The sequence below is a fragment of the Bacillus sp. AR2-1 genome (genome assembly GCF_008368755.1).
Lineage (GTDB): Bacteria > Bacillota > Bacilli > Bacillales > Bacillaceae_G > Bacillus_A > Bacillus_A wiedmannii.
Map to the genome: position 1 here is coordinate 173,282 of NZ_QORY01000015.1, position 24,031 is coordinate 197,312.

The following is a 24,031-nucleotide window of genomic DNA, read 5'->3' on the forward strand; positions in this document are numbered from 1 at the left end:
TTTTTGCCATTTTCAAATCTTTTATTCGAAAGGAAGTATGATTGATGAAGATTGATGGTGTTTTTGAGGGGGGCGGTGTACGCGGGATTGCACATGTAGGGGCAATTTGCGCGTTAGCTGAAAAAGGCTATGAATGGGAGCGTGTAGCTGGAACATCAGCTGGTTCCATTATCGCTGCGCTCCTAGCAGCAGGATATTCTTGTTCAGAGTTAAAAACGATTATAACTGATATCGATTATAATAAATTTACGAAGAGAACCTTTATTGACAGAATCCCCTTTATCGGAAAAGGATTAAGCGCATGGACTACTCTTGGTATTTACTCTAATATATTTATAGAAGAATGGATTGAAGAATTACTTCGCAAAAAAGGAGTTCACTTATTTACAGATTTACCTGATTTAAATAAGCTTAAAATTATCGCTTCTGATATAAGTAATGGTAAAATGGTTATTTTTCCTGATGACTTACCAAACTACGGATTTTTAAATTATCGCTTCTCTATTGCTAAAGCTGTAAGAATGAGTAGTACAATCCCCTTCTTCTTTGAACCGGTAAAATGGAGAACCCCAAAATGGAAGCAACCTTGTTATATGGTTGATGGAGGGATTTTAAGCAATTACCCAATTTGGATTTTCGACTCACCTTCCTCTCCTCGCTGGCCAACATTTGGATTTCATTTCGTAAAAGATGAGATTCAAGCTGATCCTGCCCATTATAACGAGCCTATCTCCATGTTCAAAGGACTTTTTAAAACGATGATGCAAGCCCATGATTTACGTCATTTAGATAAGGAATCAAAAGCAAGAACGATTACAATTCCAACAGGATCCATTACAAGTACCAACTTTGAGTTAACAAAGGAAGAAAAAGAGTGGCTTTACAATTCTGGTTATAACGCCGCAAATAAGTTTTTACAATCTTGGAACTTCAGACAATATATTGATGACTATAGAAACGGAAATCAGAACCGAAAAACAAATCGGTATTTCCGTCAACTTGACTCATAATACTATTATTTTTCATACGAGAACACGTAACGCTTTCAAAAAAAATAAGCCTAGTAATATCATAGATTACGAGGCTTATTTACTTCCTGCTGCTGCATCATTATTATTCGTTGCTTAAGGATACGTTAACCCTTCAGCTTCTTCCGCAGTAATAACTGTGTATCGATTTCCCGTTCGTAATCCTAACAATTCTGCTTTTTCAATTGCATCCTGCTTCGACTCCGCATAAGCAGCTAAATATTTTTCTCCATTGATAATTTGGCAAATTACGTATTGTTTCATTATTTTCTCCTCTTACTTTTTCATTAGTTGTGCAAGTTTTTTGATACCTATTTCAATTTCTTCTAACGTTGCGTATGAATAGGATAGACGCAAAAATTGGTTCGCACTTCTATCATACAAAGTACCTGGATTTAATAAAATCTTTTCTTTCAAAGCTTTATCGAATAAGCTACGGTTCGAAACGGGTACATTCATATGTAACCAAATATAAAAACCACCTGTCGGTTCATACCATGTTGCTATATCATGACAATATTTCTCTAACATTTGCAACATAAAATCTCTACGTTTTTTCAACTTAGTTCTTACAAACTGTAAATGTTCATCATACAATCCATCTGCAAACCATTCCGCTGCAATTTGCTGGGATATAGAACTTGAACCATAATCTGTTTGCATTTTTATGTCTGCCAATCTTTGAATGACTGGCTCAGATCCAACAATCCATCCAATTCTTAATCCTGGACTAATGACTTTAGACATACTCCCAATATGTAGTACAATTCCGTTTTTATCATATGCTTTTAAAGGCTTTGAAACAGGCTCATCAAACCATAAGTCTTGGTACACCGCGTCTTCTATAATAGGCAAACCAATTTCGTTACATATTTCCATCACTTCTATTCGTTTCTTCGCATTCATACTAAAGTTCGTCGGATTATGAAAAGACGGAATTGTATATAAAATAGATGCATTAAATTGCTTCTTATATTTCGTAATATATGATGCATATAAACCGTTCTCATCCATTGGTATACCAATTAAACGCATTCCTGCTGATTGAAAAACATTAAGAGAATATAAATAAGATGGTTTTTCTAATAAGATGGATGCCCCTTTTGGAAGAAGTCCCATAGAAATAAGTTGCAACGCTTGAATTGCTCCTGAAACAATTAATATAGAATCAGGCGTTACATCTATACCATGTCCTTTTAAATAGTCCGCAATTTTCTTCCTTAAATAGAAATTCCCTTTTGGTTCTTCATACCCAAGTATCATGCTCGACTTTAAAAGCTTATTCATAATATCTTTCATCTTTTTTTCAGGTAAAAGACTCGGCGCGAGCTCACCTGTTCCTAAACGAATTACATGCGGATAAAATTCAGCTTGATTAATCTCTTGAATAGCAGGCAGATTCGGATAATGAAGTCCTGTTTCTACATAAGACTGCCAATTAGGCGGGGGCGCGTACGTTGAAGCATTCTCATTATTATTTACAACAATTGTTCCTTTCCTGCCATTCCCTTCAATGTATCCCTTTGCCACTAGTTCATCAAAAGCCATTACAATTGTACTCCGGTTCACACCGAATGTATGTGCCAAATCTCTTTGTGAAGGTAATTTCGTTCCAACAGTCCATTCTCCATTAACGATTCTTTCTTTTATATACGTTTCTATTTGTTTATACAGAGGAGTCGCTAGAGACATATTCGGTTTCCAAACAAATCTTTCCATCATATCACCTTATATTCTTTTTGGTTGGTAACCTCTCCAACCATATGGATGGATACAAATTTTCATTTCTTCTATACAATATACACTATCATACTGAATTAAAATAGGAGGTAATATGATGAGTGAAGCAATTATTCATGGTATCATTCTTGCATTTGGTCTTATCATTCCATTAGGCGTCCAAAATGTTTTCGTCTTTAACCAAGGTGCGAGCCAACCAAACATTTGGAGGGCAGCCCCTGTAGTATTAACTGCCTCTATATGTGATACGTTACTCATATTGATTGCAGTGCAGGGTGTCTCCCTTGTACTCCTTACTTTTTCTTGGCTAACTAACACGTTATATATAATTGGATTTTTCTTTCTCCTATATATGGGCTTTGTTATTTGGAGAAGTAACCCTTCCAACGATATAAAAAAAGAAAACAGTATGCCATTAAAAAAGCAAATCCTTTTCGCTGCATCGGTTTCGTTATTAAATCCACATGCAATTTTAGATACAATCGGTGTAATCGGAACAAATTCTATTCAATACATAGGAAGTGAAAAATGGGCTTTCACACTTGCAACTATTATCGTTTCGTGGATTTGGTTTATAAGCTTAGCTTTAGCGGGGAAATTTCTAAAAAGAATAGACTCAACTGGAAAGACAATCGTATTATTAAATAAATTTTCTGGCCTCATCATATGGGGCGTCGCGCTTTATATGTTAAAACAAGTTATGTATTCTTAATGAATGAAAGAGAATTGCATGTTACTGAAAACATCATGCAATTCTCTTTCAAATTATGAAGTAGGTTCCGGTTTCTGTTTTACGTTCTTTGCATCTTTTGCTGGTTTAATCCAAATCATTGCTATAACAGCACCGATACCAGCGAAAATACTTGTTACATAAAACACTTCATGGTCAGCACCTTTCATGAAAAAAGAGTATAGAGGTGGGCCGGCTGCTACACCGATAAATCGCATGGAACTATAAAAAGATGTAACCGTTCCCCTTTGCTCCTTTTCAATTCCTTGTGTAATTAGGGAGTCTAAACATGGGAGTGCCATACCAATTCCTATCCCCATGATAACGAGACAAAGAAGTAGTAAATAAATCCCTTTTATAAATAAAGGAATGATGACTGATGCAGCTGCCATTAAAAAACCAATATAAATACACTTCTTCATTACATTTTGATTATCTCCAATTTTTTTACCCGCCATATATGAACTAAGTGACAGTACAAGTAACGGGATAGCAAGTACACAACCTTTCCATATACCATGTATGTCATACTTTGATTCCAGTATCGTCGACAAATAAAAGAGAATTCCGAATAAAATAAGCATAATAATTGCACCTAATACAAAAATGGCAATTAACCATCTTCCCTTTTCTCGAAATGTATAGATAATAGATTTTATAAACTCTTTAAGTGGTGGCACTTCTCCTTCTTGTTTCTTTGCCTTTACTAGAACAAGTAATAAAACAATTGATACTATGCATAAAACTGGAATTGCCCAAAATGGTAAGAACCATACAATGGCAGCAAGAGCAGATCCTAAAATAGGGCTCAGCACTTTTCCAAATGTATTGGATGTTTCAATAATTCCTAAACCTGTACTAACTTGTTTTTCATCTTTGTATAAATCACCAACACACGGTATAACAACTGGCATTGCACCAGCAGCACCAATACCTTGAATCGCTCTACCGATTAATATCCAAGTGTAGGGATTATCAACTTTCCATGATACCCAACCAGTTATCGCTCCTCCTATAGCCGCAATCAGCAAACTCGGAACCATTATCATCTTTCGTCCCCATCTATCTGATAAATAACCAGCAATCGGTATAAGTAAAATGGCTACAATAGAGTAAATTGTAATAATCATGGATACTTGAAACGATGAAATATGTAATTTCTTTTCGATAGTCGGTAGAATTGGAATGAGCATTGAATTCCCTAATGTCATAACAAGTGGAACTGATGCAAGCGCAATTAAACAACAGTTTTCTTTTTTTAACATGTTGGCTTCGGAACCCTTTCATCGTATATTTCTGACCATATAATAGCCCTGCTGGAACGTAATTTTTCATTCCACCAGGGCTATTACATCTTTACTACTTCCCATTCACAACAAAAGAAATTGGGGAAAATATAGTATTATTCCTATTCTTTGAATCCAGTTCGCAATATATTCATACCAATTAATTGAAAAAAAAAAGAAAGGAAGAATCCTTCCTTTCTCCTATAACCTTCTACAATTAGCGAGTATATCCGCCACCAAGTTGTTGTTCTGCCATCGCTACTAGACGTTTTGTAATTTCACCGCCTACAGAACCGTTTGCACGTGAAGAAGTATCAGCGCCAAGTTGTACACCAAATTCTTGTGCAATTTCATATTTCATTTGATCTAAAGCTGCTTGTGCTCCATGTGATGCTAATTGATTAGAGTTACGATTTCTAGCCATTACCAATCACCTCCTTATTTATATATAAATTGTGTTAAATTTTAATTTAAATACATGGTAATTTTTGGTTATTTATATTTTTTAAAAAAGAGTCTCTACAATGAGAGACTCTTACATCATTTTATATTAAGAAGTTACTACTTCTAAATTTCTATTTGTTAATACTTTCATTTCTTCTTTTAATATATCTTTCGCATTATGTCCAAACCATTCGAGTGAAGCAAAATGGTCAGTATCTCTCACTTCCTGAATAATCTCATCATAATTTACCACACCTTCAAATAATGGAACCATACCAATTCGACTTCCCGCTGCTGCATATACATTATTTGGTTCAAACACATGCAAATAATCTGCTGACGATATATTCTTAAAATGGTAATGTTGTATCCACGGCTTTAGTCGATGGAAGCTGTCTATTGGATCTGCACCAGACTCCCATATATGAAGAAAATCAAGGTTTATTTTCAAATTCGGATGATCTACTTCTCCTAATAATTCCAAAGTAGAAGACAGCGTATCCGTTAACGTATTTGGATGTGTTTCTAAAAGTACATACATATTATGCTGAGCAAATACTTCACAAATCATGCGAATACGATTCACATACTCTTTTCTCTCCTGTTCCGAGAAATCTTCGCTACCTTTTTGTCCAGCAAACGTACGAATTTTGTTTGTTTTAAACCAATTAGCTAATATTGCAAGTTGTTCACATTTCTCTATCGTTTTTTCAAAATCTGCCGATAATGATATGTCTAAGTAATCACTTATCATCGTAATTTCCAAGTTTTTATCCTTTAAACAATTCAATTCTCGTTCTGTCGTTTCATACTCTTGCATATACAAATTTCGTGCATGAGTCCCCCACAATTCAATTCCTTTAAAACCGTTTTCATATGCAAATTGAACAATATCAGTAAATGAAATTAATTGATGACGAAAGGAAATAGTACATAATGAATATTTCATAGGTTTGAACTCCCTTATCTTAAATTCAGTTAGGTTTTTAAAATGCTAAGACAGACTCGTTTGTTTTCATTTCTTTCCATGATAAAAACTGTCTCTCTAATTCAGCCTTAATTTGCAGTTCAATTGCATTCATTTCATCCAACTTTTCAACAATTGATAATAACATGCCTTTATTATTCGTCATCGCCATTTTAATTGCTCGATACTGTACATTTGTAAATCCTTGTACAATATCCTCTACCCGATCACACCAATAATCAAACTCTTGCTCCGAATATTGTAACGTTTCACGGAAGTATGCAAAGGCATGTTCATAACTATATTTACGAATTGCAAGTACTGGTATTTGCTTCACTGCCGCTACAAGACCAGAAAGCGAATAACCTTCTTCTTCATTTGCCATTTTTATAATTAAATTTTTCAATTCCATAGTCAGTTCATTGTCATTTCTTTTGAAAGTTTCTATGAAATAACTCGCTACCATTTCTTCTGTTGGCTCCTGAATTTCTTCTACATCAATGAAATACCCTCCACCAAATGGGTTATCTTGAACAGAGTGAAGCACTTTTTCTCTTTCCATATTCCCTTCCCAGCGAAAATCAGGATCTAGCATGAACCATTCTTCATCTTTCTCTGTCTTCGATATCATTAAATAATGCGGAAACGGTTTTTGATGAAATTTATTTTCCCTCTCTGGCAATAGAGACATATCAACCATTACAATGACATAGCGATTTTCTGGCTTGTTTTCTACTAATTGTAAAAACGTTTCTACATTGCTATCTTTACCTTTTGCATGATCATACCATTCGTTCACTTTCATACCGTACAATTTTTCATACCATAATAAATAATTATCATGGTTAATATTTTCGGAGTGATACGAGATAATGCCGCCTTCTGTTATATCAAAATCTCCGTCCCATAATCCAAAATAAAATGGACGGAAATCTATATCGCTACGCCTTTTTATAATTTCACAAAAACAACTCACTAAACAGTGAACTTTAATTGAAGTCATATTCTCATCCACTTTCCTAAAGGTTAATTATTCACATTTACTACTTATACCGGCTGTAACTCCTCCATAAAATCAAGCAAAGATCCTACAGTAAGAAATGCTTTTGGGTCTACCTCATCCTCTGGAACGCATAGCTTTACATCCATTTCTATGTAGACTATGAGTTGTAACATCATTACCGAATCTATATATAAATCTTGGTTTAAACGCATCGTTTCTTCTAAATGCGTTACATTTTTTAGCTCCATTTTTTCTGTCATAATTTTCAACACTTCATTTTTTAATGTTTCACGTCTCATGTTGTAACCTCTCCCATCTCTAGTAATTTTCTACTTACTTTTCCAGTTTTATTTTTCGGAATTTCAGTTACACTTTCAATCTCATGCGGAACTTTATAAGATGGTAAATGCTGCATACACCATTCTCTTATTCGCACTGGATCAACATGAGAGATTACTTTCGCTTTAACAACTTCGCCCATCACAGGATGTTTTCCCCGATATACAATTGCCTCTTGAACGCCTTCTAGTCGAAGCATTGTTTCTTCTACCTCTATCGGAAAGACTTTTAATCCTGAAACGTTAATCACATCATCCATGCGCCCCATAAAATGAAGACCATGCTCAGATTTATACCCCAAATCTTTCGTGAAAATTTCCTTATCTTTCATTTTCACTACGATTTCTTCGGGCATATTTTCATCTGAACCTATACTTATACTCGCATGAGGTAGTGGATTACCTAAATCTAAATGGCTTTTCATATCATGACATATACTTATACAACCTGCTTCAGAACAACCGTATTGCTGCATCATATATGTTGTCATTTCTTTTAGTTTATAAAATAATGCTTCTGGTAAAGGTGCTCCGGATGTCATAATTTTATGAAACTGAAACGTTCCTTGCGGGAAACTCCCCATAATATGTAACATAAGCGGTACTGCATAAATGATATGTTTTTCTGTATTGCGAACTATATTTAATGCGAATTTAGGGTTTTTATTCGTAATGATGATAGGTTTGCTTCCTCGCGTAATTGCAGATAACGTACCACATATTAGTCCGTATGAATGTGAAACAGGAGCCATAACGATCGGCACTTCATCTACTTCACAGTTTAAAGCTTCATTATAAGCAGTAATTTCTGTATCCACTTCCGCCCATGCTCTACGAATCAGTTTTGGTTCTCCTGTTGTTCCAGAACTATATTGCAATAAAGAAGGCTCTTCTAGTAAAGCGTTCACTACTTCTAATTTCGTAAAATCGGGATATTCTCCATATAATATCCCGATACAATTTGCACGCTTTGCCATTTCAATAGCCGTTTCTTTTGGCGTATCTTCATGTATAAGCAATACTGATGATTTCTTTTCTTTTAAGAAAAACACAAGCGTAATAATATCGAATGGATCTTTCAGACAAAGCGCGAATCTATTTCCTGCTGCTTTTTGAAATTGTTCCATTTCCTCATAAACTTGTAATCTCAAATCAAAATCACTTTTGCTATACTCTTGTTTATTAACGATTAGCATAATTTCCCCCTGTAACAACTGATTTTTGTTTGATAAGTTGTCTTGCTCTATACAATGGATTTGGAACTTCATGAACAAGCGAGTCCACATCCATATATAATCGTCGCTTCGTTAATTGCTCAGCATAGAATGTAGGAGTGTATAGCTGAATACTTTCAAATCTATCTTTCAAGTGTGGATATTTTCTAAAATGATTTTCAATTTCTTCGACAACTATCATCCAAAAAATTTCTTCTTTCCAATCATATTCGTCTGCAAGTACGAAAGCTAATTCTCCTACATTAAATAAGAACAGTGCATCTAATACCATCTCTTGTAAACATTCAATACGATCCATTTCAAAGAAATCATTCATTTTCCCATTCGCATACGTTTTATGCATTTTAGTAAAGTCTGGACATTTATTCATTCCTTTTAAGAATGGACGATAAAACTCAAGTCCTTCATGGAAATCCTTTAATGCAATACGGACAGGTAGCCCTTCTTTATGAACTAAAATCATATTTTGTCCGTGTGATTCTAATGCGATTCCATACTCTACAACAAGATGTATAACTGGTATGATCGCTTTTTGAATCAGTAATCGTAGCCAATTTTCTATCCCGTATTTGTTTAACCATGCATCAATAACTGGTGTCCCGTCTTTCTCCTTTGCATATAAGCCGTTAAAGGGAACCGCATCCTCTTGCTCATCTAAATATTTATGAACGCTTTCACGCCAAATGCACCCTAATGAACCATATGTGGCTTTCTTATTCGTATCATACGTTACACTCGAAAATTCCTTTAACAAAATAATGCGCGATTCATCCCTTAAATAAGAATCCTGACTTACGACATCACTTAACCAATTCGATATAGCTGGTGCACTCACAACTGAATATGGTTTCAGCGTACGGAGTGTTGAAGTGTTAAGTATGTTCAGCGATAACTTTACATATGGTCTCTTTGGATTCGTAGCATTTCTTAACGTCCTCATCGATTGTTGCGCGCAATAATCATCCGCCGATTGTCCTAAATAAATTATATTTTTATCCTGTATATGGTCAGCGTAATTTGGAATGATGAAATTCTCCCACTGCCAAGGATGAACAGGTATAAACACGTACTGTTTTGGATTACATCCCGCACTGTGAATTCGTTCCATATACGTTTCTAATGTATGCTCGCCTATCTCACCTTTTAAAATATTGTCATAGATCATTCCATTTTCATAACCTACAGTCGCATACTTCTTATGAGCTGCAATCCATATAATTTTTATTGGTCTCATAAATTCATATCCATATTGAAAATTGTCACGATATTGAAACCCAATGCGTGCTTTATAGCTAGGATGATATGGATGACCGTCTATTAAATGGCTTTCAAATTCATCGTACGATTTTTGGGTATATTTCACCTTATTATGTCTTTCATATTGTACAATCGTGTCTTTAAATATCGTTTGTTCTAATTCATGAATAAAAGAATCTAATTTCGTTTGTTCTACGTTAACAATTCGAAAAACTTCTTCCAAAAATTGCGAAACTGATTGTATTTCTTGTTTTTCCTCTTGAACTCTTATTACTAATGAATCTATAGAGATACGTCCAAATGTCATTCGTTCTCTTCCGTAACATTCATACGTGACACTTTTGTTGTCCTCATCAAGTCCTTGAATAAGAAAAAGAATTTGTTCTTCGTTTTCTATGCGAATTGGCGTAATAATCCCCTCATAAATTAACGACTCTACTAATTGACGTAACACTCTTCTTCGTACTGAAATGTAATCTTTTGATTCAAGCGCTTTCAATATTCTCGTATGATACATGTCCACTCTCATAACTCCTCCACCTTATGAAAAATACCATTATTTGTATTACGTGAAATTTTAACGTTATTTATGAACGGACAGCCACTTCTCTAACGAGCGGATTCTGTACCTGTACGTAAATTGCTTGTTCTAAAGGATTACTTAACTCATCGACATCGAAAAATCTCGTTAATAAATTTGCTTTACATGCCAACTTATCCTCTTCTAACAATTCTCTTAAAAAGGTAGAAGGTTCACGGTTATACGAAAGGAACGCTTCAAGTACAGATCTTAATTCAGAGAGAAGAATTTCCTCCTTAATTAATCCTGCTGTGCCAAAACCGTTAATGAGACCAAACATATGATTGAAAATTAAGTAGTAACGAAATCTCTCATCTACAATATAATCGTCATATAGATTTCCAGTACGTTCTCCAATGCCAGCCAACTCATTATTAAGCGTCTCTTTCATTGAATTACAGAAATAAAACCCTTGATTATCACGGAAATAATATTTGACCGGATAACCATCCTTTAGCTGAACAACACTATTTTGCTGATGCGCTTCTACTGCAACACCATAACGTAAGTACATCCATACCATCGGCTTTAAAGAAATATTCATATATCGTCTAAACCAATCTAAACTTACTTCTTCACAGCTTCTACTTTCTACATCTGCTAGTCGATGAATAATATTCGATAAACGAGTACGTTCTCCAGGTATTGCATCTTGAACTAGTCCAGCAATTAAAGTAGCGTCATTTGCATGTTCACCATAAAAAGGGTTCTCTCGTATAATTACTTCAAATCCAGATTCTTTTGCCCCGTAATTTAATGTAATAAATGCTGGATCACAAATAAAATCAAAACCTGGAAACTTATCTAACACTTCACCAATTGCTGTATTTAGCATTTCCTTTCCTTCAAGACCACTCTCTAGTTCCTTCAATTTATTAATACGCATTGAATTTGTTACTTTTACTGGGAATGAAAACTTAAGCATATATTTTGATTGGGGATGATATAACGTCCTAAGTGATGATGTTGCCATATAATACTTACCGACAGGACCGATATATTCAAGTACTCCTTGATCTATCCACTCCTGTACGTATGATTGGTGTAATAGCCATTCTGCCTGAAGCGGATGAATTGGAAGTAATGAATATTCATCTTCATTACAATACTTCGATATAAATTCTTTACAAACCATCTCATCATTACGTAACTCTTCTTTTAGAATTACTGTTGTAGAATCTAACAATAATGATTTTTCATTTACTATATTTTTATGTGCCCTAAAATAATGAAGCTGACATTCTCCTTTTAATTCTGGAGAATACATTGCGCTTTTCCATTCCAAAATACCTTGTCTACTCTTTGGGGTTGGATGCGTTAAATGTCCAAATAATAAAGATTGCTCCGCTTCTATAAAGGATGTATGGAAACCGTATAATGCAGATGTATCTTCTATTCTCTCCTTTGTAAATTCTTCAATATTTTGACAACTACAAATAACTCGAAGCATAAGTTCAGCAGGATTCGTCCCTTCTCCGTAGTTGATAGACATCTCTTTTATTAAGAATGTAATAACAGTAACGTAATCTGCTTTTATAACATTCTTATTTTCTCCCATTTGATAATAAAATTGTTCTCCAAACAAATGGCGATCTGTTGCTGATTTATATATAACTTCTCCATACAAAGTAATGTTTTGTGCCGATAGCCGACAATATAAATATGTGGGGACTATATCTCTATTCAACGTATTACTGAAGATACTTTTCATTTTTTCATCCTCTGTAATCCATTCTCCACTCCCTGTTTCCCTTAAATAACAGTTTAAAAAACTTTGTAATGTTGCATGTTCTGCGATTTGTTTCACATGCTGCATGTTGGTCCTCCTCTTTATATTAAAGCTATCGAAATTTTATATAATAAACAACAATTGAATATCGTTATCAACTATGATTCTAATTGATAATGATATTCAATTCAATAGTATATTTCAGAATTTTTTTATCTAATTTAATTTTTCTTGTTTTCTCTCTTTTCTTTAATCTAATTAATAATAAACAAGAAAAATTCTCTCTTTCAAACTACATACTTATTTATTTCATTAATAATCCCCTTCAAAATAGTTAAACAAAAGAGGTATACCTTAATTGGTATACCTCTTTCAAACATAAAGTTTACATAATAATATTATTTATATCTCTCCAACAATACGCTGTCTCTTCTACCTGTACTCGCTCTAAAAATTTTGTATCAATTTTTTCCGGATTAAATTTTTCATAAAAATTTTTAGAAGGATTATTCGTAACAACCCACACTAAAAGTGATTGCATATCATTGTTTATACATTCCGATAATAAAGCTTGAAATAACTTTTGTCCTATTTTCATTCCTTGATACTCTTGTAAAAGGTAGATTGCATATAATTCCCCATCACAATTATATGTACCACTTCTTTCCACTCCCCCGTCAATGAATCCGATTATTGTTTCATCTGACGTCTCTGCTACAAATCTATATTGGTATGTATCTTCTTGTTGAAAAATATTTTTCCATTGTTTTTCTCGTTGCTCATATGTTATATTTTCTAAAAATTCGTCAGCAAATATCCCTTTATATGTTGTTTTCCAGCTATCAACATGCACCTTGGCTATACCTCGTATATCATCTTTTATCGCTCTTCTAATATGTATTTCCATCATTTCTCCCCCTTGTTATTCATCATTATATCAATTTATTTCCTTAAAAATCCAAATAAAAAAAAGAGTGAATGCACTTCACTCTTTTTATCACAATTATCTACTTTCCACTTCAACTGAAACAACACGATCAATCTCTTTTAGGGAACTGTATAACTCAGTTGTATATAAATCTTCTGGAGCTAAAATAACCATCTCCAATTGCTGGAATGCTCCCTTATCAATATCTTTAATTTTCACTCGTTTCACATGCATACCTAAATTTTTAATTTGCTTAAATATACCATCTAACTCATGATGCTCTTTTACAGTAATTTTTATAGATAAGTCCTTTTGTCTTAATGAATAAGGGCCTGCAATTTTCACAATTTGCGGAAGTACGTTAATCGCTAAAATAATTAAAATCATAGCAACCGTCGCTTGTACATAAAATCCTGCTCCAATCGCAATACCTAAAGCTGAAGCAGCCCACACCATAGAAGCTGTCGTTAATCCAGAAATAACATCATTACTTCTTCGTAAAATAACACCTGCCCCAAGAAAACCAATCCCACTCACAATTTGAGCAGCAAGACGCATTGGATCCATATTTGTATGACCCGGTACAGAATAAACATTCACTGATTCAATTGAAACCATTGTAATTAAACAACTTGCTACAGAAATAACCATACTTGTTTTCACACCAAGCGGTTTATTCTTTAGCTGCCTATCTATCCCGATGAATAATCCTAAAAAGAGTGCTAAACCTAATTTGAATAAAAATTCATATGACATATTTCATTCTCCTTACTTTACAATGTTTCCCTTGGAACAATTCACTATAACTCTTTTATGATATCAATTCCAGTCTTTTCTATTCATTTAACGTAAAAAGCCGAAAAAACATTTGTAACGATGTTTCTCCGGCTTTTTATTATGCTTAAGATTCTTCTTTATTTCTGATCTTTAATCTTAATCTCTGCATCTTTGTAGAATGCTAATTTACTGTCATTATACTCTTTTGTAAAATTGTTAAATTGCTCTTTTGATTTTTGTGCTTCCACAGTTAATTCATTAACAGCCTTAACTTTTTCACCAATCTCTTTTAATTTCGTTTCTTTTACTTTTAATTTTTCATACAGTTCTTTTTCAGTCGCTAACGCCTTCGTATAATTTTCATTCATCTTTTGGAATGCATCATAACGTTTTTTATACGACTCTTCTACTGCTTTCGCTTGTTTTTGTAACTTCTTATCTTCAAGCTTCTCTATATTTCCTTGAACAGATTTTGTTTCTTTCTGAGCTTTTTCTAGCATCTCTTTCTCAGTTTTTAATACTTTTTCACGGTCATCTACATTTGCAGTAGCTTGCTCTATCTTCTTCATAACAGCGTCATTATGATCTTTACCTTCTTGTAAAATTTGAGAATATAGCTCTTGACCTTCCTTCTCTAACTTCTCTAACTTCTTCGCTTCATCAACTAATGATTTTTCTTGTGTTGCCGCTGTTTCAAAAGCTGTATAAAGGTTTTCTTCTGGTTTTTCACCGAAACAACCTGTCAATAATCCTACTGATAGTACTCCAACTACTGCTACTTTTCCATACTTCAACGTTCATTCCTCCATTACATACGGTTATCATGCCAGAAATTCACTGGGAAGTGACTCTCTTCATGATAAGCTTCAAACTCATAACCCTTTTCTTTTAACCCTTTTAAAATTGCTGGCACAGCAGCAACTGATTGTGGGTGAATGTCATGCATTAAAATAACTTCCTGTGGTTTTGTTGCATTTGTTATTACATTTTGAGCAATTTGTGCTGCCGCTGCATCAACTTGCATTTTGTTATATCTCCAATCTAATGAATCAATTGTCCAATCCCATACTTTAAAACCGCCCTCTACTACTTTATTTCGAAGACCTTCATTTAATCCAGGCATCGAACCGTATGGTGGACGTGTTAATTTAGGTGATTTTCCAATAATATTTGCGATTAAGCTTTGATCTTCTTTCATTTCATTTACATACTCGCCATTTTTATATAACTTTGCAAAATTATGTGTCATACTATGCATACCTACATAATGACCCTCTGCATTTTCACGTTTCACTAAATCCGGAAATCCTTTTACATTCGCTCCAATTAAAAAGAACGTCGCCTTCGCATCATGCTGTTTTAACGTATTTAACAATTCAGCCGTATATTTCCCTGGGCCATCATCAAATGTAAGGTAAGCAACTTTTCTTTCTTTTCCATTAAAACGACTTGGTGCCGTTTTATTCATTTCTACTTTCGGTTGTTCACTTGCAAGCTGTACTACGTTTTCTTGTTTTGCAACAGCCTTTGCTGGTGAAGTAATGGATTGAAACATGAAATACCCAATAGCTACTGCTGCAATCGCTATTAAGCCGACTACTACTCGTTTAACTTTAAAAGCTTTTTCCATTCTATCGAATTCCTCTCCCTATTAATCTTATATATAAATCACCCAATATAATTATACATCTATTTATTTTATTACACTATATAAACAGACTTTATATGTATTATAATGGGAGTTTTATCAAAATGGTTGTTCCTTTTCCTTCTTTACTTATAATAACTAAGTGTACCTCCATGAAGCTCCACCATTTTTTAACGATAGTTAAAACACCTGTAGCACGGTTATTAATCTAGTAAAATGACTGTTCTATATATGGTAAATGCTCTGTAGCAATTCCAATCCCTTCGTCTTTCACCTTTATCACTGCTTGTCCTTCTTTTTTAGTCGCTTCAATATATACTTTACCATTTTTATGTGAATATTTAATGGCATTTTGAACAATATTCAAGAAAACTTGCTTTAGCCTATTTCGATCTCCTATCAATTCAATTCGTTCTATAGTTTTGATGAATTGCATTTGCTTCTCTTCAGCATTAGGAGTTAATTGCCAAATCGTCTCCTCTAGTATATCGTATAATTGCACCTTTTGTTTATATAAATTGAAATGATTTAAGTATAAGTTTTCTAAAATAAAAAATCGTTACAGAAAAGTTACAAATCCATCTCAATAAAAAAGATTGGCAAAGGCCAATCTTTTTTTATTATTCATTTCGAACTGGTTTTGGTGTTACACCTAAATGCTCATTTAATTTTTTCGAAATATCTTTTACATTTTTTTCGTTTGGAATGTAATAATAAATACCTCCGATACGTTTATCCGTACCTTCTATTTGCATTTTTTCCATTTCTAAATTAGATCCTGCCATATTTTTTGTAATCGCAAGCATATCATCGAAAGTTAAGTTCGTTTTCATATTTTTATCAACCGCATCAAGTAAAGAGCCCATTTTGCTAATTGATTGCACAGACATCGCTTTTTTTGCAATTGCTTCTATTACAAGTTGTTGTCTTTGTCCACGCATTGCGTCACTATCAATTTTACGCGTTCTTGCAAGTGCAAGTGCTTGTTCTCCATTTAAATGTTGGAAGCCTTTTTCTAAATGAATCATACCCGCTTGGTCTTTACTATCTTGCTCTGTGAAAGTAACAGGTACATCAATATCAATACCACCAAGTGAATCGACAATTTGTACGAATGATTCAAAGTTAAACTTCACATAATAATCAACAGGAACATTTAAAAATCTTTCCACCGTATCTCGTGTACTTTCAACACCACCAAATACGTGTGCGTGTGTAATTTTATCTAATTTCTTTCTAGATGGAATATATACACGTGAATCACGCGGAATACTTACTAATTTAACTGATTTATCATCTTTATTAATTGTTGCTAATAAAAGTGCATCTGTGCGAACAGCTTCACCATATTGACTTTTTCGCATTTCACTACCATCTACACCCATAATTAAAATAGAGATGTTATCCTTTAAAGGCTCAACTTCTTTATCACGTTTTGATGATTTATCAATTTGTGCATACGCATCACTTACAACAGCTTTTGCTTTATTATATATTAATGATCCATATCCTACTCCTCCAAAAATAAGTAGGAAAAATGGAATTAAAATGAACCATTTTATTGACCTTCTTTTAGAACGTTTTTTATTGCTTCTCGTATTTTGTTCTAATTCAGAGCTCATCTTCATTCGCCTCTCTTTCTCTTTCCCTAGTATAATGTATGTCTAGTATTCTTCATATTGAATTTCCTTTCAAACACCTTACATTTTTGTAAGGTTACATGATGAATCCAATATGTATTCCATTTCACATTATACTCTCGTGCTTATTTTTGGCAAGTCACTATTTTCCAACTTCAAATATTTAGCACTTCGCAACATTCGAAATTATAGATTTATAAATTTATTCGTTTCGAATCCTTCAATTTTCACCTAAAAAATTAGTAATGCAACAATACATTTCATATTATCTCTCAAGCGGTGTATACATTGTTTTCTTCCCATGATTATTAATGAAAGCGGATTTTGCTTTTAGTTTCGTCTTTTCTATTTCTATATCTTCATTCGAGAAATTCACAATAATTTTAATATCTTTTCCATAAGAAGCAGATTGAACTAATTTATCTTCTGACAAATATACAAAGTTCGTCATTTCTTCTTTTACTGCCTTTTCATGAACGTCATTCCAAACTTTCAGGTGCTGCGTAATTTCTTGTTTATGCTTATTCCACTCTACTTCATCTAAATGGTACAACGGAGGAACATTATACAATAATTCGTATAGCATACGGTTCCCTACCTCATCTTTTACTTTCAAACTTCCCCATTCCCAGTGGTGCGTTGTAATTACAGAATCATTGTATACTAATTTATATAATGGTACTGAATATACAGGGTTTAAATACACTTGTTTATATTCTTCTTTTAACGGTACTTGTTTTGCATATTTTTCTGGAACATTTTGATTCGGTGACCAATATCCGCCCACATAATACGGACTTGTTTTATTTTTCCTCATATCTTCATCGTCCCATTTAATAACCGGTGTTTCAATACCGTGAGCAAATGCAATCGTGCTACTTGCAAAGTCATTTCCGCCTTCTGAGCCAACTACCATACCTTTTTCTTGCGCAATATAATCCATTCGTTGCAATCTTGCTTTTAAATCTTGTTCTTGTGTCGTTATATGTTTGGCTGAATAGTCATCATAAATTTCACCTGTTGCATCACAATCAATAAACCATGAATTATATTTAGGTCCATTTTGTAAAATATCGTTCATTCGCTCTTTTACACTAGGAAGAGATAAAGTTGGATTTAACTTTCGCCCTCTACCTAAAAATCCTTGCACTTTTTCTCCATTTTTCTTCGTCACAGTTGCCTCTTCATATAACGATGGATCCTGAAAAGAAGCTGTATTCCAATTTTTATCAGCTTTTTCGTGAATAGAATGATAAGAATCATACGGACCAACTAAATATCCCATTTTCTTAGCTTCTGTCACGAAATCAGGCTGCATATACCCTTGTTCCCAGTTCGGTAACCCAATCCACGCTTTGTCTATTCCTGATTCTTTCATTTCCTTTATAATATCCGTTCCATCTGCGTTACCCCATTTACTTACTTCTTCAATCGCATCACCGAGCGCCGACTTTAATACATGCTTATTTAAGTTATATAACTCCATCTTCGATAAGTGATCTACCCCTTTCTTTAATAACTCACTAGCGTTCTGATCAACCTTTTGAAAAATATCATCTTTATACAATTCTTTCATTGATAATACTTCATTTACATAACGCAAAATAACATTTTTTTGGTACTTATCAATGAAATCTTGTTTACTTACTTGCTCAAACACACTCAGTTCTCCAGGCTCCGAACTATTCTTTTGAATAAGCCCTTTTATATGACTAAATACAGGACTATTTATTTGCTCTCTTATTTTAGGCCAATTTACGTTACTGTCAGACAAACCATTTTGATTCCAAAAATAAAAATGAGCAGCACCATAAAGTTTTTCAATCTCTTTATTTTTTCTAGCCTTTTCTTGTAATGTTTTAAATTCACCTTTTTGAGCAATATTATCCTTATACAGTTTAGCAATACTGACTGCATCATTATTTGTCACATATAATTGAAATCCATATGCTTTATTTTTATTTATACTCGGGAATTCATGTATAAAATCAAATCCTATTTTCGGATCCGAATGAAATTTCAATTCATTATTAAACATATTGTTCGCAATAAATACAATTGAATATTTCGAACCATTTAACGCAAAAAACTTCATAGAAAATGATTCAGCAAATGAATATGCATCATCCTTTAAAAACTTCTTCCAATTTTCATCATTACTCGGAATTTGCTTACCTTCCCATAACGGAAGTGTATAATTTTCAGCTTGTACTTTCGGCCACGTAAAGCTTTCTGCACCAGTCGATTCCACTTCAATATTTAAGTGATCTTTTTTCTTTTCTAGATTCACTTTTACTTTTTGATCTGGATATTCCCAAGATGTTCGATCCTTTTCTTTTTTTACATTCGACACCTTCATTTTCGGTAACGGCTGTGACGCCTGTTCCTTTACACCATCATGTTCTACAGTTAACATGAAAGTCTCTGGATTTACATCGTAAGTAAACTCTTTATACGTCGCTTTCTTTACTTTAGAATCTTGTACAGCCTTGTTACCTTTTACATCACACCCGACTAAAGTCGAAAATGACATCGTTGTAAGAAGACATATTGCTATCATTTTTTTCATCTTCTGCACCTCCACCACTGAATATACAGGGGCTTTGTTACAGGAATGTGTCAAAAAAATAGAACTAGCATAACGCTAGCTCTATTTTGAGTATTATAAATAAGTGTGTATGAACAACTATAATCTGCTTAAAGTATATGTAGTACAATAACCGTGTTTTTTCATCCCCACTAAATATAAAAGCAAATAATTCGAAGCCTTAACACTTATTTTTCAACTAAAAAAATAAGTGTATATAATATACCCTAAAACTAGCACTAAAATTACTAGCGCTGCACCTTTCCAATTCATACCACCCGTCATATCAACTGGACTACCTGATTCAGCTCTGTTGAATCCATCATTTAAAGAACCGGTAGGATTATTTTTCAATTCACTTTGCCTTATACGTTCTCTGTTTTCTTCTGGTGACTCTTTTTTCATACGATCACCTCCAAATTAATACACACTTTACTAAATTAAACATTATTACTTTTCTTTTATATGCCAACTGAAAAGATATTTACAACAAAAAAAGCTAGCAATGCTAGCTTTTTTATAGTTCTATATGTTCTTCTTTATTTACAGTAATTCCTCTATGATCGATTTCTAGCACACACACTTTCATAGACGTAAATACTCTCGCTAATTGCTCAGCAATTTCTTGACGCTTATCATATGGCGTTAATATAAAAATGGATGGACCTGCACCACTAAGCGCTGTGCCGTATGCTCCAAACTCTTTTGCACATTTACGAATTGAGGGTAATAGCGGTACGAGTTCTAAACGATACGGCTCGTGAAAATGATCTCTTTCCATCATTTCACCTACAACTTCCCACTTCTTTTGACAAAACGCAGCTACTAATACGTTGCTGATTGCACTAGCCTTAACTGCTTCATGAAACGGAAACACATCTGGTAATACAGATCGGCTTTCCTCTGTATTTAACTCTTCATTTGGAATAAGAGAAATTACACCTAATTCCTTACTTTCAATTCTTACAACCGAAACATTCTTTCCATCAAGTGCTCCGATTACAGTTCCTCCTAATATAGAAGCCGCAACATTATCTGGATGCCCTTCAAAATTTGTTGCAATTTGAACTTTTTGATCAGTCGTTAAGTTTAAATTGCCAAGTTGATTCGCAAGCTCTATCCCTGCTACAATTGCTGATGCACTACTTCCTAGTCCTCTTGTAAGCGGGATATTACTAGTAACTTCTATTATGTGAGGTGATAAAGAAGGACATACTTTACATGCCGTGCTAACGATTAAATTTTTATCATCTGTCGGAATTAATTCTTCAAAGGAATGGATTACTTGCCATCTATCAGCTTTTTCTTTTACCACCACATCTAAATATAATGACAAAGCTATTCCTACTGAATCAAATCCAGGTCCAACATTCGCTGTACTAGCAGGAACACGAATACTTAATGGTATCACGACATAATCACCCCTTTAATATGTTCTTTAATTTGTTCTATATTATTTGAAACACTTGCAATATCTAATGTATTAGAAGAAATTGCGATATCAGGATCTTTCAAACCGTTTCCAGTTAAAATTGCAACAACTGTCTCTCCTTTTTTGATTTTTCCAGATTGAACATGTTTAATTACACCTGCTAATGAAGCATTTGATCCTGGCTCAGCGAAAACCCCTTCCGTTTTTGCTAATAATCTATACGCATGTAAAATTTCTTCATCTGATACCATATCTATTTCACCGTGAGACTGTTCAGCAGCCTCTACTGCATATGACCAACTTGCGGGGTTACCGATACGAATCGCTGTTGCAATTGTTTCAGGTTCTTCAATGACATGTCCTTTTACAATAGCAGCTGCTCCTTCCGCTTCAAATCCGTGAATTCTTGGCTTCTTATAGCCTTTTTCTTTCTCATATTCACAGAAACCTTTCCAGTATGCTGTAATATTTCCGGCATTCCCAACAGGAATCGCTAAAACATCTGGTGCACTTTGCAACTGGTCACAAATTTCAAATGCTGCTGTCTTTTGCCCTTCAATTCGATAAGGATTCACTGAGTTTACTAATGTAATCGGCTCTTCCGCAGCAATATTTCTTACAGCCTTAAGTGCATCATCAAAATTTCCTTCTATTGAAATGATTTCAGCTCCGTAAGCGACTGCTTGCGCTAATTTTCCATGTGCAATCTTTCCTTCCGGGATTACGATTATACATTTCATTCCAAGGCGTGCCGCGTATGCTGCGGCCGATGCCGAAGTATTACCTGTTGATGCACAAATAATTGCCTCCGAACCTTCTTCTTTCGCCTTCGCAACAGCCATTACCATACCACGATCTTTAAAAGAACCTGTCGGATTCGCACCTTCGTACTTACCGTATAACTGAATCCCTAATTGTTTTGATATATTTAATAGCGGAATAAGAGGTGTATTTCCTTCCATTAAGCTAACATCAGGTGTATTTTCATTCACCGGTAAATAAGAAGCATACTGTTTTAATAATCCTTTATACATATTGTTTTTCCTCCTCAATAATGTAATAACTGTTTATTTCACTTGCGACACTTTCTATCGCTCCTAGAACTCGTTCAAATTGATACTTTGAAGTTTGATGTGTCACAACAACGACTTCTGCAAGTTCACGATTTAAAGGTAATTGAATAACTTCTTTTAAACTTACAGAATAATTAACGAAACATTCTGTTATTTTTTGCAACATCCCAGGTTCATCTCGTAATGAAATACGTAAGAAATATTTCGAAACGACTTCTTCATCCCCCTGTAATTCATACGGTTCTGGTTCTTTTAATGCGCTTTTATTTTTCTGAACTTGATTCATATTTTTAACGATTGAAATAATATCACTTACTACAGCAGAACCAGTTGGTAACTTCCCAGCTCCAGGTCCGTAAAACATTACTTCTCCTACTGCTTGACCATGAACATATACTGCATTAAATTCATTATTTACATTCGATAATGGATGATGACTTGGTAAAAGCGTCGGTTCTACACTTAAATGAATGGCTGACCCTTGTTTCTCTGCTTTACCAATTAATTTCATAGTAAATCCTAACTTTTCAGCCATTTGTAAATCTTCTTTTTCGACCTTTCGAATCCCTCTTACTTGCACATCATCTAAAGAAACATTCATCGAAAAACCTAAGTTTGCAAGAATGGCTACCTTTCTCGCCGCATCTAACCCATCTACATCCGCTGTTGGATCCGATTCTGCGAAACCTAATTTTTGTGCTTCCAGTAAAGCCTCTTCATACGACCATCCATTTTGACTCATCTTTGTTAACATGTAATTTGTTGTTCCATTTACAATTCCCATTATTTTTTCAATTTGATCTGAAGCTAATCCGTCTGTTAATCCTCTTAACACCGGAATACCGCCCGCTACACTTGCTTCATAACATAAATCACAATCATTATCGTTCGCCACTTGGAGAAGCTCTGCACCGTATACAGCCATTAAATCTTTATTTGCTGTTACGACATGTTTTTTATTTCGTAAAGCCTTAACAATATGTTGCTTTGCTTTTTCAATTCCGCCCATTACCTCTACTACAATATCAATATTTGGATCATTTAGAACTTCATCGACATGACTTGTTACTACGATTCCATCAATGCAAACATCACGTTCTTTTTCTAAGTCACGTACAACGACTGTCTTTACCTTCACTTCATACCCTGTATCAAGTTTAATTTTTTTATAATGTTCTTTCAAAATATGGACAACACCACTTCCGACCGTACCTAAGCCTAACACCCCAACATTAATAACGTTATTCATTTTCTAATCTCCTCCTACAATTTTATTTTTTATCTCTATCAATCACCTTGCTCTGCTTTTTAATCATGCAGGTGGTGGTTATTTCCGTACGTACAAATCGTTTCATTTTACTGCACCTCCTTTCAAAGTAAAAAAACACACTCATCCCTAGGAAAGGGACGAATGTGTTTTCGTGGTTCCACCCTTGTTCCAATCCAGACTTAACTCCTTCTAGATTGCTCAAGTTCAGATAACGGCTGATTCCGTCAATAATTACTAGATTACTCGTTCACTATTGAAGTTCAAAGGTGGTAAAATCATTTCTCGTGTTAGGAAGCTTTGGCTTCCCTCTCTGATAACCGTAAAAATGATTCCGTGTCC

At 34.2% G+C, this 24,031-nt stretch carries 22 protein-coding genes and 1 pseudogene; 2 read left to right on the top strand and 21 right to left on the bottom strand.

Features of this window, described 5'->3' with window-relative positions:
• Positions 1-44 precede the first annotated feature (44 nt).
• Positions 45-1,010 (top strand): patatin-like phospholipase family protein, encoded by a 966-nt coding sequence (locus tag DT250_RS17570; protein WP_149213421.1) that lies wholly within the window; start codon positions 45-47, stop codon positions 1,008-1,010.
• Positions 1,011-1,124: 114 nt separating this feature from the next.
• Here the strand turns inward: DT250_RS17570 and DT250_RS17575 are convergent, their stop codons facing one another.
• A complete protein-coding gene (locus DT250_RS17575; RefSeq protein WP_000816376.1) occupies positions 1,125-1,292 on the bottom strand; it encodes a DUF3933 family protein in 168 nt (55 codons plus the stop codon).
• A gap of 12 nt (positions 1,293-1,304) precedes the next feature.
• Positions 1,305-2,747, bottom strand: coding sequence for an aminotransferase-like domain-containing protein (locus DT250_RS17580; RefSeq protein WP_149213422.1), 1,443 nt, complete (start codon positions 2,745-2,747; stop codon positions 1,305-1,307).
• 118 nt (positions 2,748-2,865) lie between these two features.
• On the opposite strand from DT250_RS17580, the gene DT250_RS17585 reads away from it, so the two are divergent.
• Positions 2,866-3,480 carry a LysE/ArgO family amino acid transporter gene (locus DT250_RS17585; RefSeq protein WP_048543181.1) on the top strand — a complete coding sequence of 205 codons (615 nt, stop codon included), beginning with the start codon at positions 2,866-2,868 and terminating at the stop codon, positions 3,478-3,480.
• Between the two features lie 53 nt (positions 3,481-3,533).
• Here the strand turns inward: DT250_RS17585 and DT250_RS17590 are convergent, their stop codons facing one another.
• From DT250_RS17590 to DT250_RS17680, 19 genes and pseudogenes are all read right to left on the bottom strand, one after another.
• The gene (locus DT250_RS17590) at positions 3,534-4,763 is read right to left on the bottom strand and encodes a bacillibactin exporter BcbE (RefSeq protein WP_149213423.1); all 1,230 of its coding nucleotides are present in this window, start codon (positions 4,761-4,763) and stop codon (positions 3,534-3,536) included.
• Positions 4,764-5,001: 238 nt separating this feature from the next.
• On the bottom strand, positions 5,002-5,208 hold the full coding sequence (locus tag DT250_RS17595) for an alpha/beta-type small acid-soluble spore protein (RefSeq protein WP_000113545.1): 207 nt from the start codon (positions 5,206-5,208) through the stop codon (positions 5,002-5,004).
• Positions 5,209-5,334: 126 nt separating this feature from the next.
• Positions 5,335-6,177 (bottom strand): petrobactin biosynthesis 3-dehydroshikimate dehydratase AsbF, encoded by an 843-nt coding sequence (gene asbF, locus DT250_RS17600; RefSeq protein WP_149213424.1) that lies wholly within the window; start codon positions 6,175-6,177, stop codon positions 5,335-5,337.
• Between the two features lie 37 nt (positions 6,178-6,214).
• A complete protein-coding gene (gene asbE, locus DT250_RS17605) occupies positions 6,215-7,198 on the bottom strand; it encodes a petrobactin biosynthesis protein AsbE (RefSeq protein ID WP_142291717.1) in 984 nt (327 codons plus the stop codon).
• 44 nt (positions 7,199-7,242) lie between these two features.
• Complete coding sequence (asbD, locus tag DT250_RS17610) at positions 7,243-7,497, bottom strand: petrobactin biosynthesis protein AsbD (protein WP_001250756.1); 255 nt, start codon at positions 7,495-7,497, stop codon at positions 7,243-7,245.
• Positions 7,494-8,732: a 3,4-dihydroxybenzoic acid-AMP ligase AsbC gene (gene asbC, locus DT250_RS17615; protein WP_098088416.1), complete on the bottom strand. Its 1,239-nt coding sequence runs from the start codon at positions 8,730-8,732 to the stop codon at positions 7,494-7,496. Before asbC ends, asbD begins: the two co-directional genes overlap by 4 nt.
• Complete coding sequence (locus DT250_RS17620) at positions 8,719-10,557, bottom strand: IucA/IucC family protein (RefSeq protein WP_149213425.1); 1,839 nt, start codon at positions 10,555-10,557, stop codon at positions 8,719-8,721. Before DT250_RS17620 ends, asbC begins: the two co-directional genes overlap by 14 nt.
• Positions 10,558-10,615: 58 nt before the next feature.
• A complete protein-coding gene (locus DT250_RS17625) occupies positions 10,616-12,424 on the bottom strand; it encodes an IucA/IucC family protein (RefSeq protein ID WP_149213426.1) in 1,809 nt (602 codons plus the stop codon).
• A 298-nt stretch (positions 12,425-12,722) separates the two neighbouring features.
• A complete protein-coding gene (locus DT250_RS17630) occupies positions 12,723-13,244 on the bottom strand; it encodes a GNAT family N-acetyltransferase (RefSeq protein WP_098856712.1) in 522 nt (173 codons plus the stop codon).
• Positions 13,245-13,340: 96 nt separating this feature from the next.
• A complete protein-coding gene (locus DT250_RS17635; RefSeq protein ID WP_149213427.1) occupies positions 13,341-14,021 on the bottom strand; it encodes an MgtC/SapB family protein in 681 nt (226 codons plus the stop codon).
• Positions 14,022-14,179: 158 nt separating this feature from the next.
• Positions 14,180-14,836, bottom strand: coding sequence for a YkyA family protein (locus tag DT250_RS17640; RefSeq protein WP_149213428.1), 657 nt, complete (start codon positions 14,834-14,836; stop codon positions 14,180-14,182).
• Between the two features lie 14 nt (positions 14,837-14,850).
• A complete protein-coding gene (locus DT250_RS17645; protein WP_088608996.1) occupies positions 14,851-15,672 on the bottom strand; it encodes a peptidoglycan-N-acetylglucosamine deacetylase in 822 nt (273 codons plus the stop codon).
• Positions 15,673-15,772: 100 nt separating this feature from the next.
• Positions 15,773-16,228: pseudogene (locus tag DT250_RS17650) on the bottom strand (sensor histidine kinase); the annotation flags it as partial.
• Between the two features lie 82 nt (positions 16,229-16,310).
• Positions 16,311-17,312, bottom strand: a complete 1,002-nt coding sequence (locus DT250_RS17655; protein WP_000093639.1) for an LCP family protein — start codon at positions 17,310-17,312, stop codon at positions 16,311-16,313.
• 283 nt (positions 17,313-17,595) lie between these two features.
• On the bottom strand, positions 17,596-19,899 hold the full coding sequence (locus DT250_RS17660) for a glycoside hydrolase (RefSeq protein ID WP_149213429.1): 2,304 nt from the start codon (positions 19,897-19,899) through the stop codon (positions 17,596-17,598).
• A 213-nt stretch (positions 19,900-20,112) separates the two neighbouring features.
• Positions 20,113-20,322 (bottom strand): DUF6366 family protein, encoded by a 210-nt coding sequence (locus DT250_RS17665; protein WP_149213430.1) that lies wholly within the window; start codon positions 20,320-20,322, stop codon positions 20,113-20,115.
• 112 nt (positions 20,323-20,434) lie between these two features.
• Positions 20,435-21,328 (bottom strand): homoserine kinase, encoded by an 894-nt coding sequence (thrB, locus tag DT250_RS17670; protein WP_088063077.1) that lies wholly within the window; start codon positions 21,326-21,328, stop codon positions 20,435-20,437.
• Positions 21,325-22,383 (bottom strand): threonine synthase, encoded by a 1,059-nt coding sequence (gene thrC / locus DT250_RS17675; RefSeq protein ID WP_098096288.1) that lies wholly within the window; start codon positions 22,381-22,383, stop codon positions 21,325-21,327. The genes thrB and thrC overlap by 4 nt, the downstream gene beginning before the upstream one ends.
• Entirely contained in the window at positions 22,376-23,671 is a 1,296-nt protein-coding gene (locus tag DT250_RS17680; protein WP_149213431.1) for a homoserine dehydrogenase, read from the bottom strand. Before DT250_RS17680 ends, thrC begins: the two co-directional genes overlap by 8 nt.
• Between the last annotated feature and the right edge of the window lie 360 nt (positions 23,672-24,031).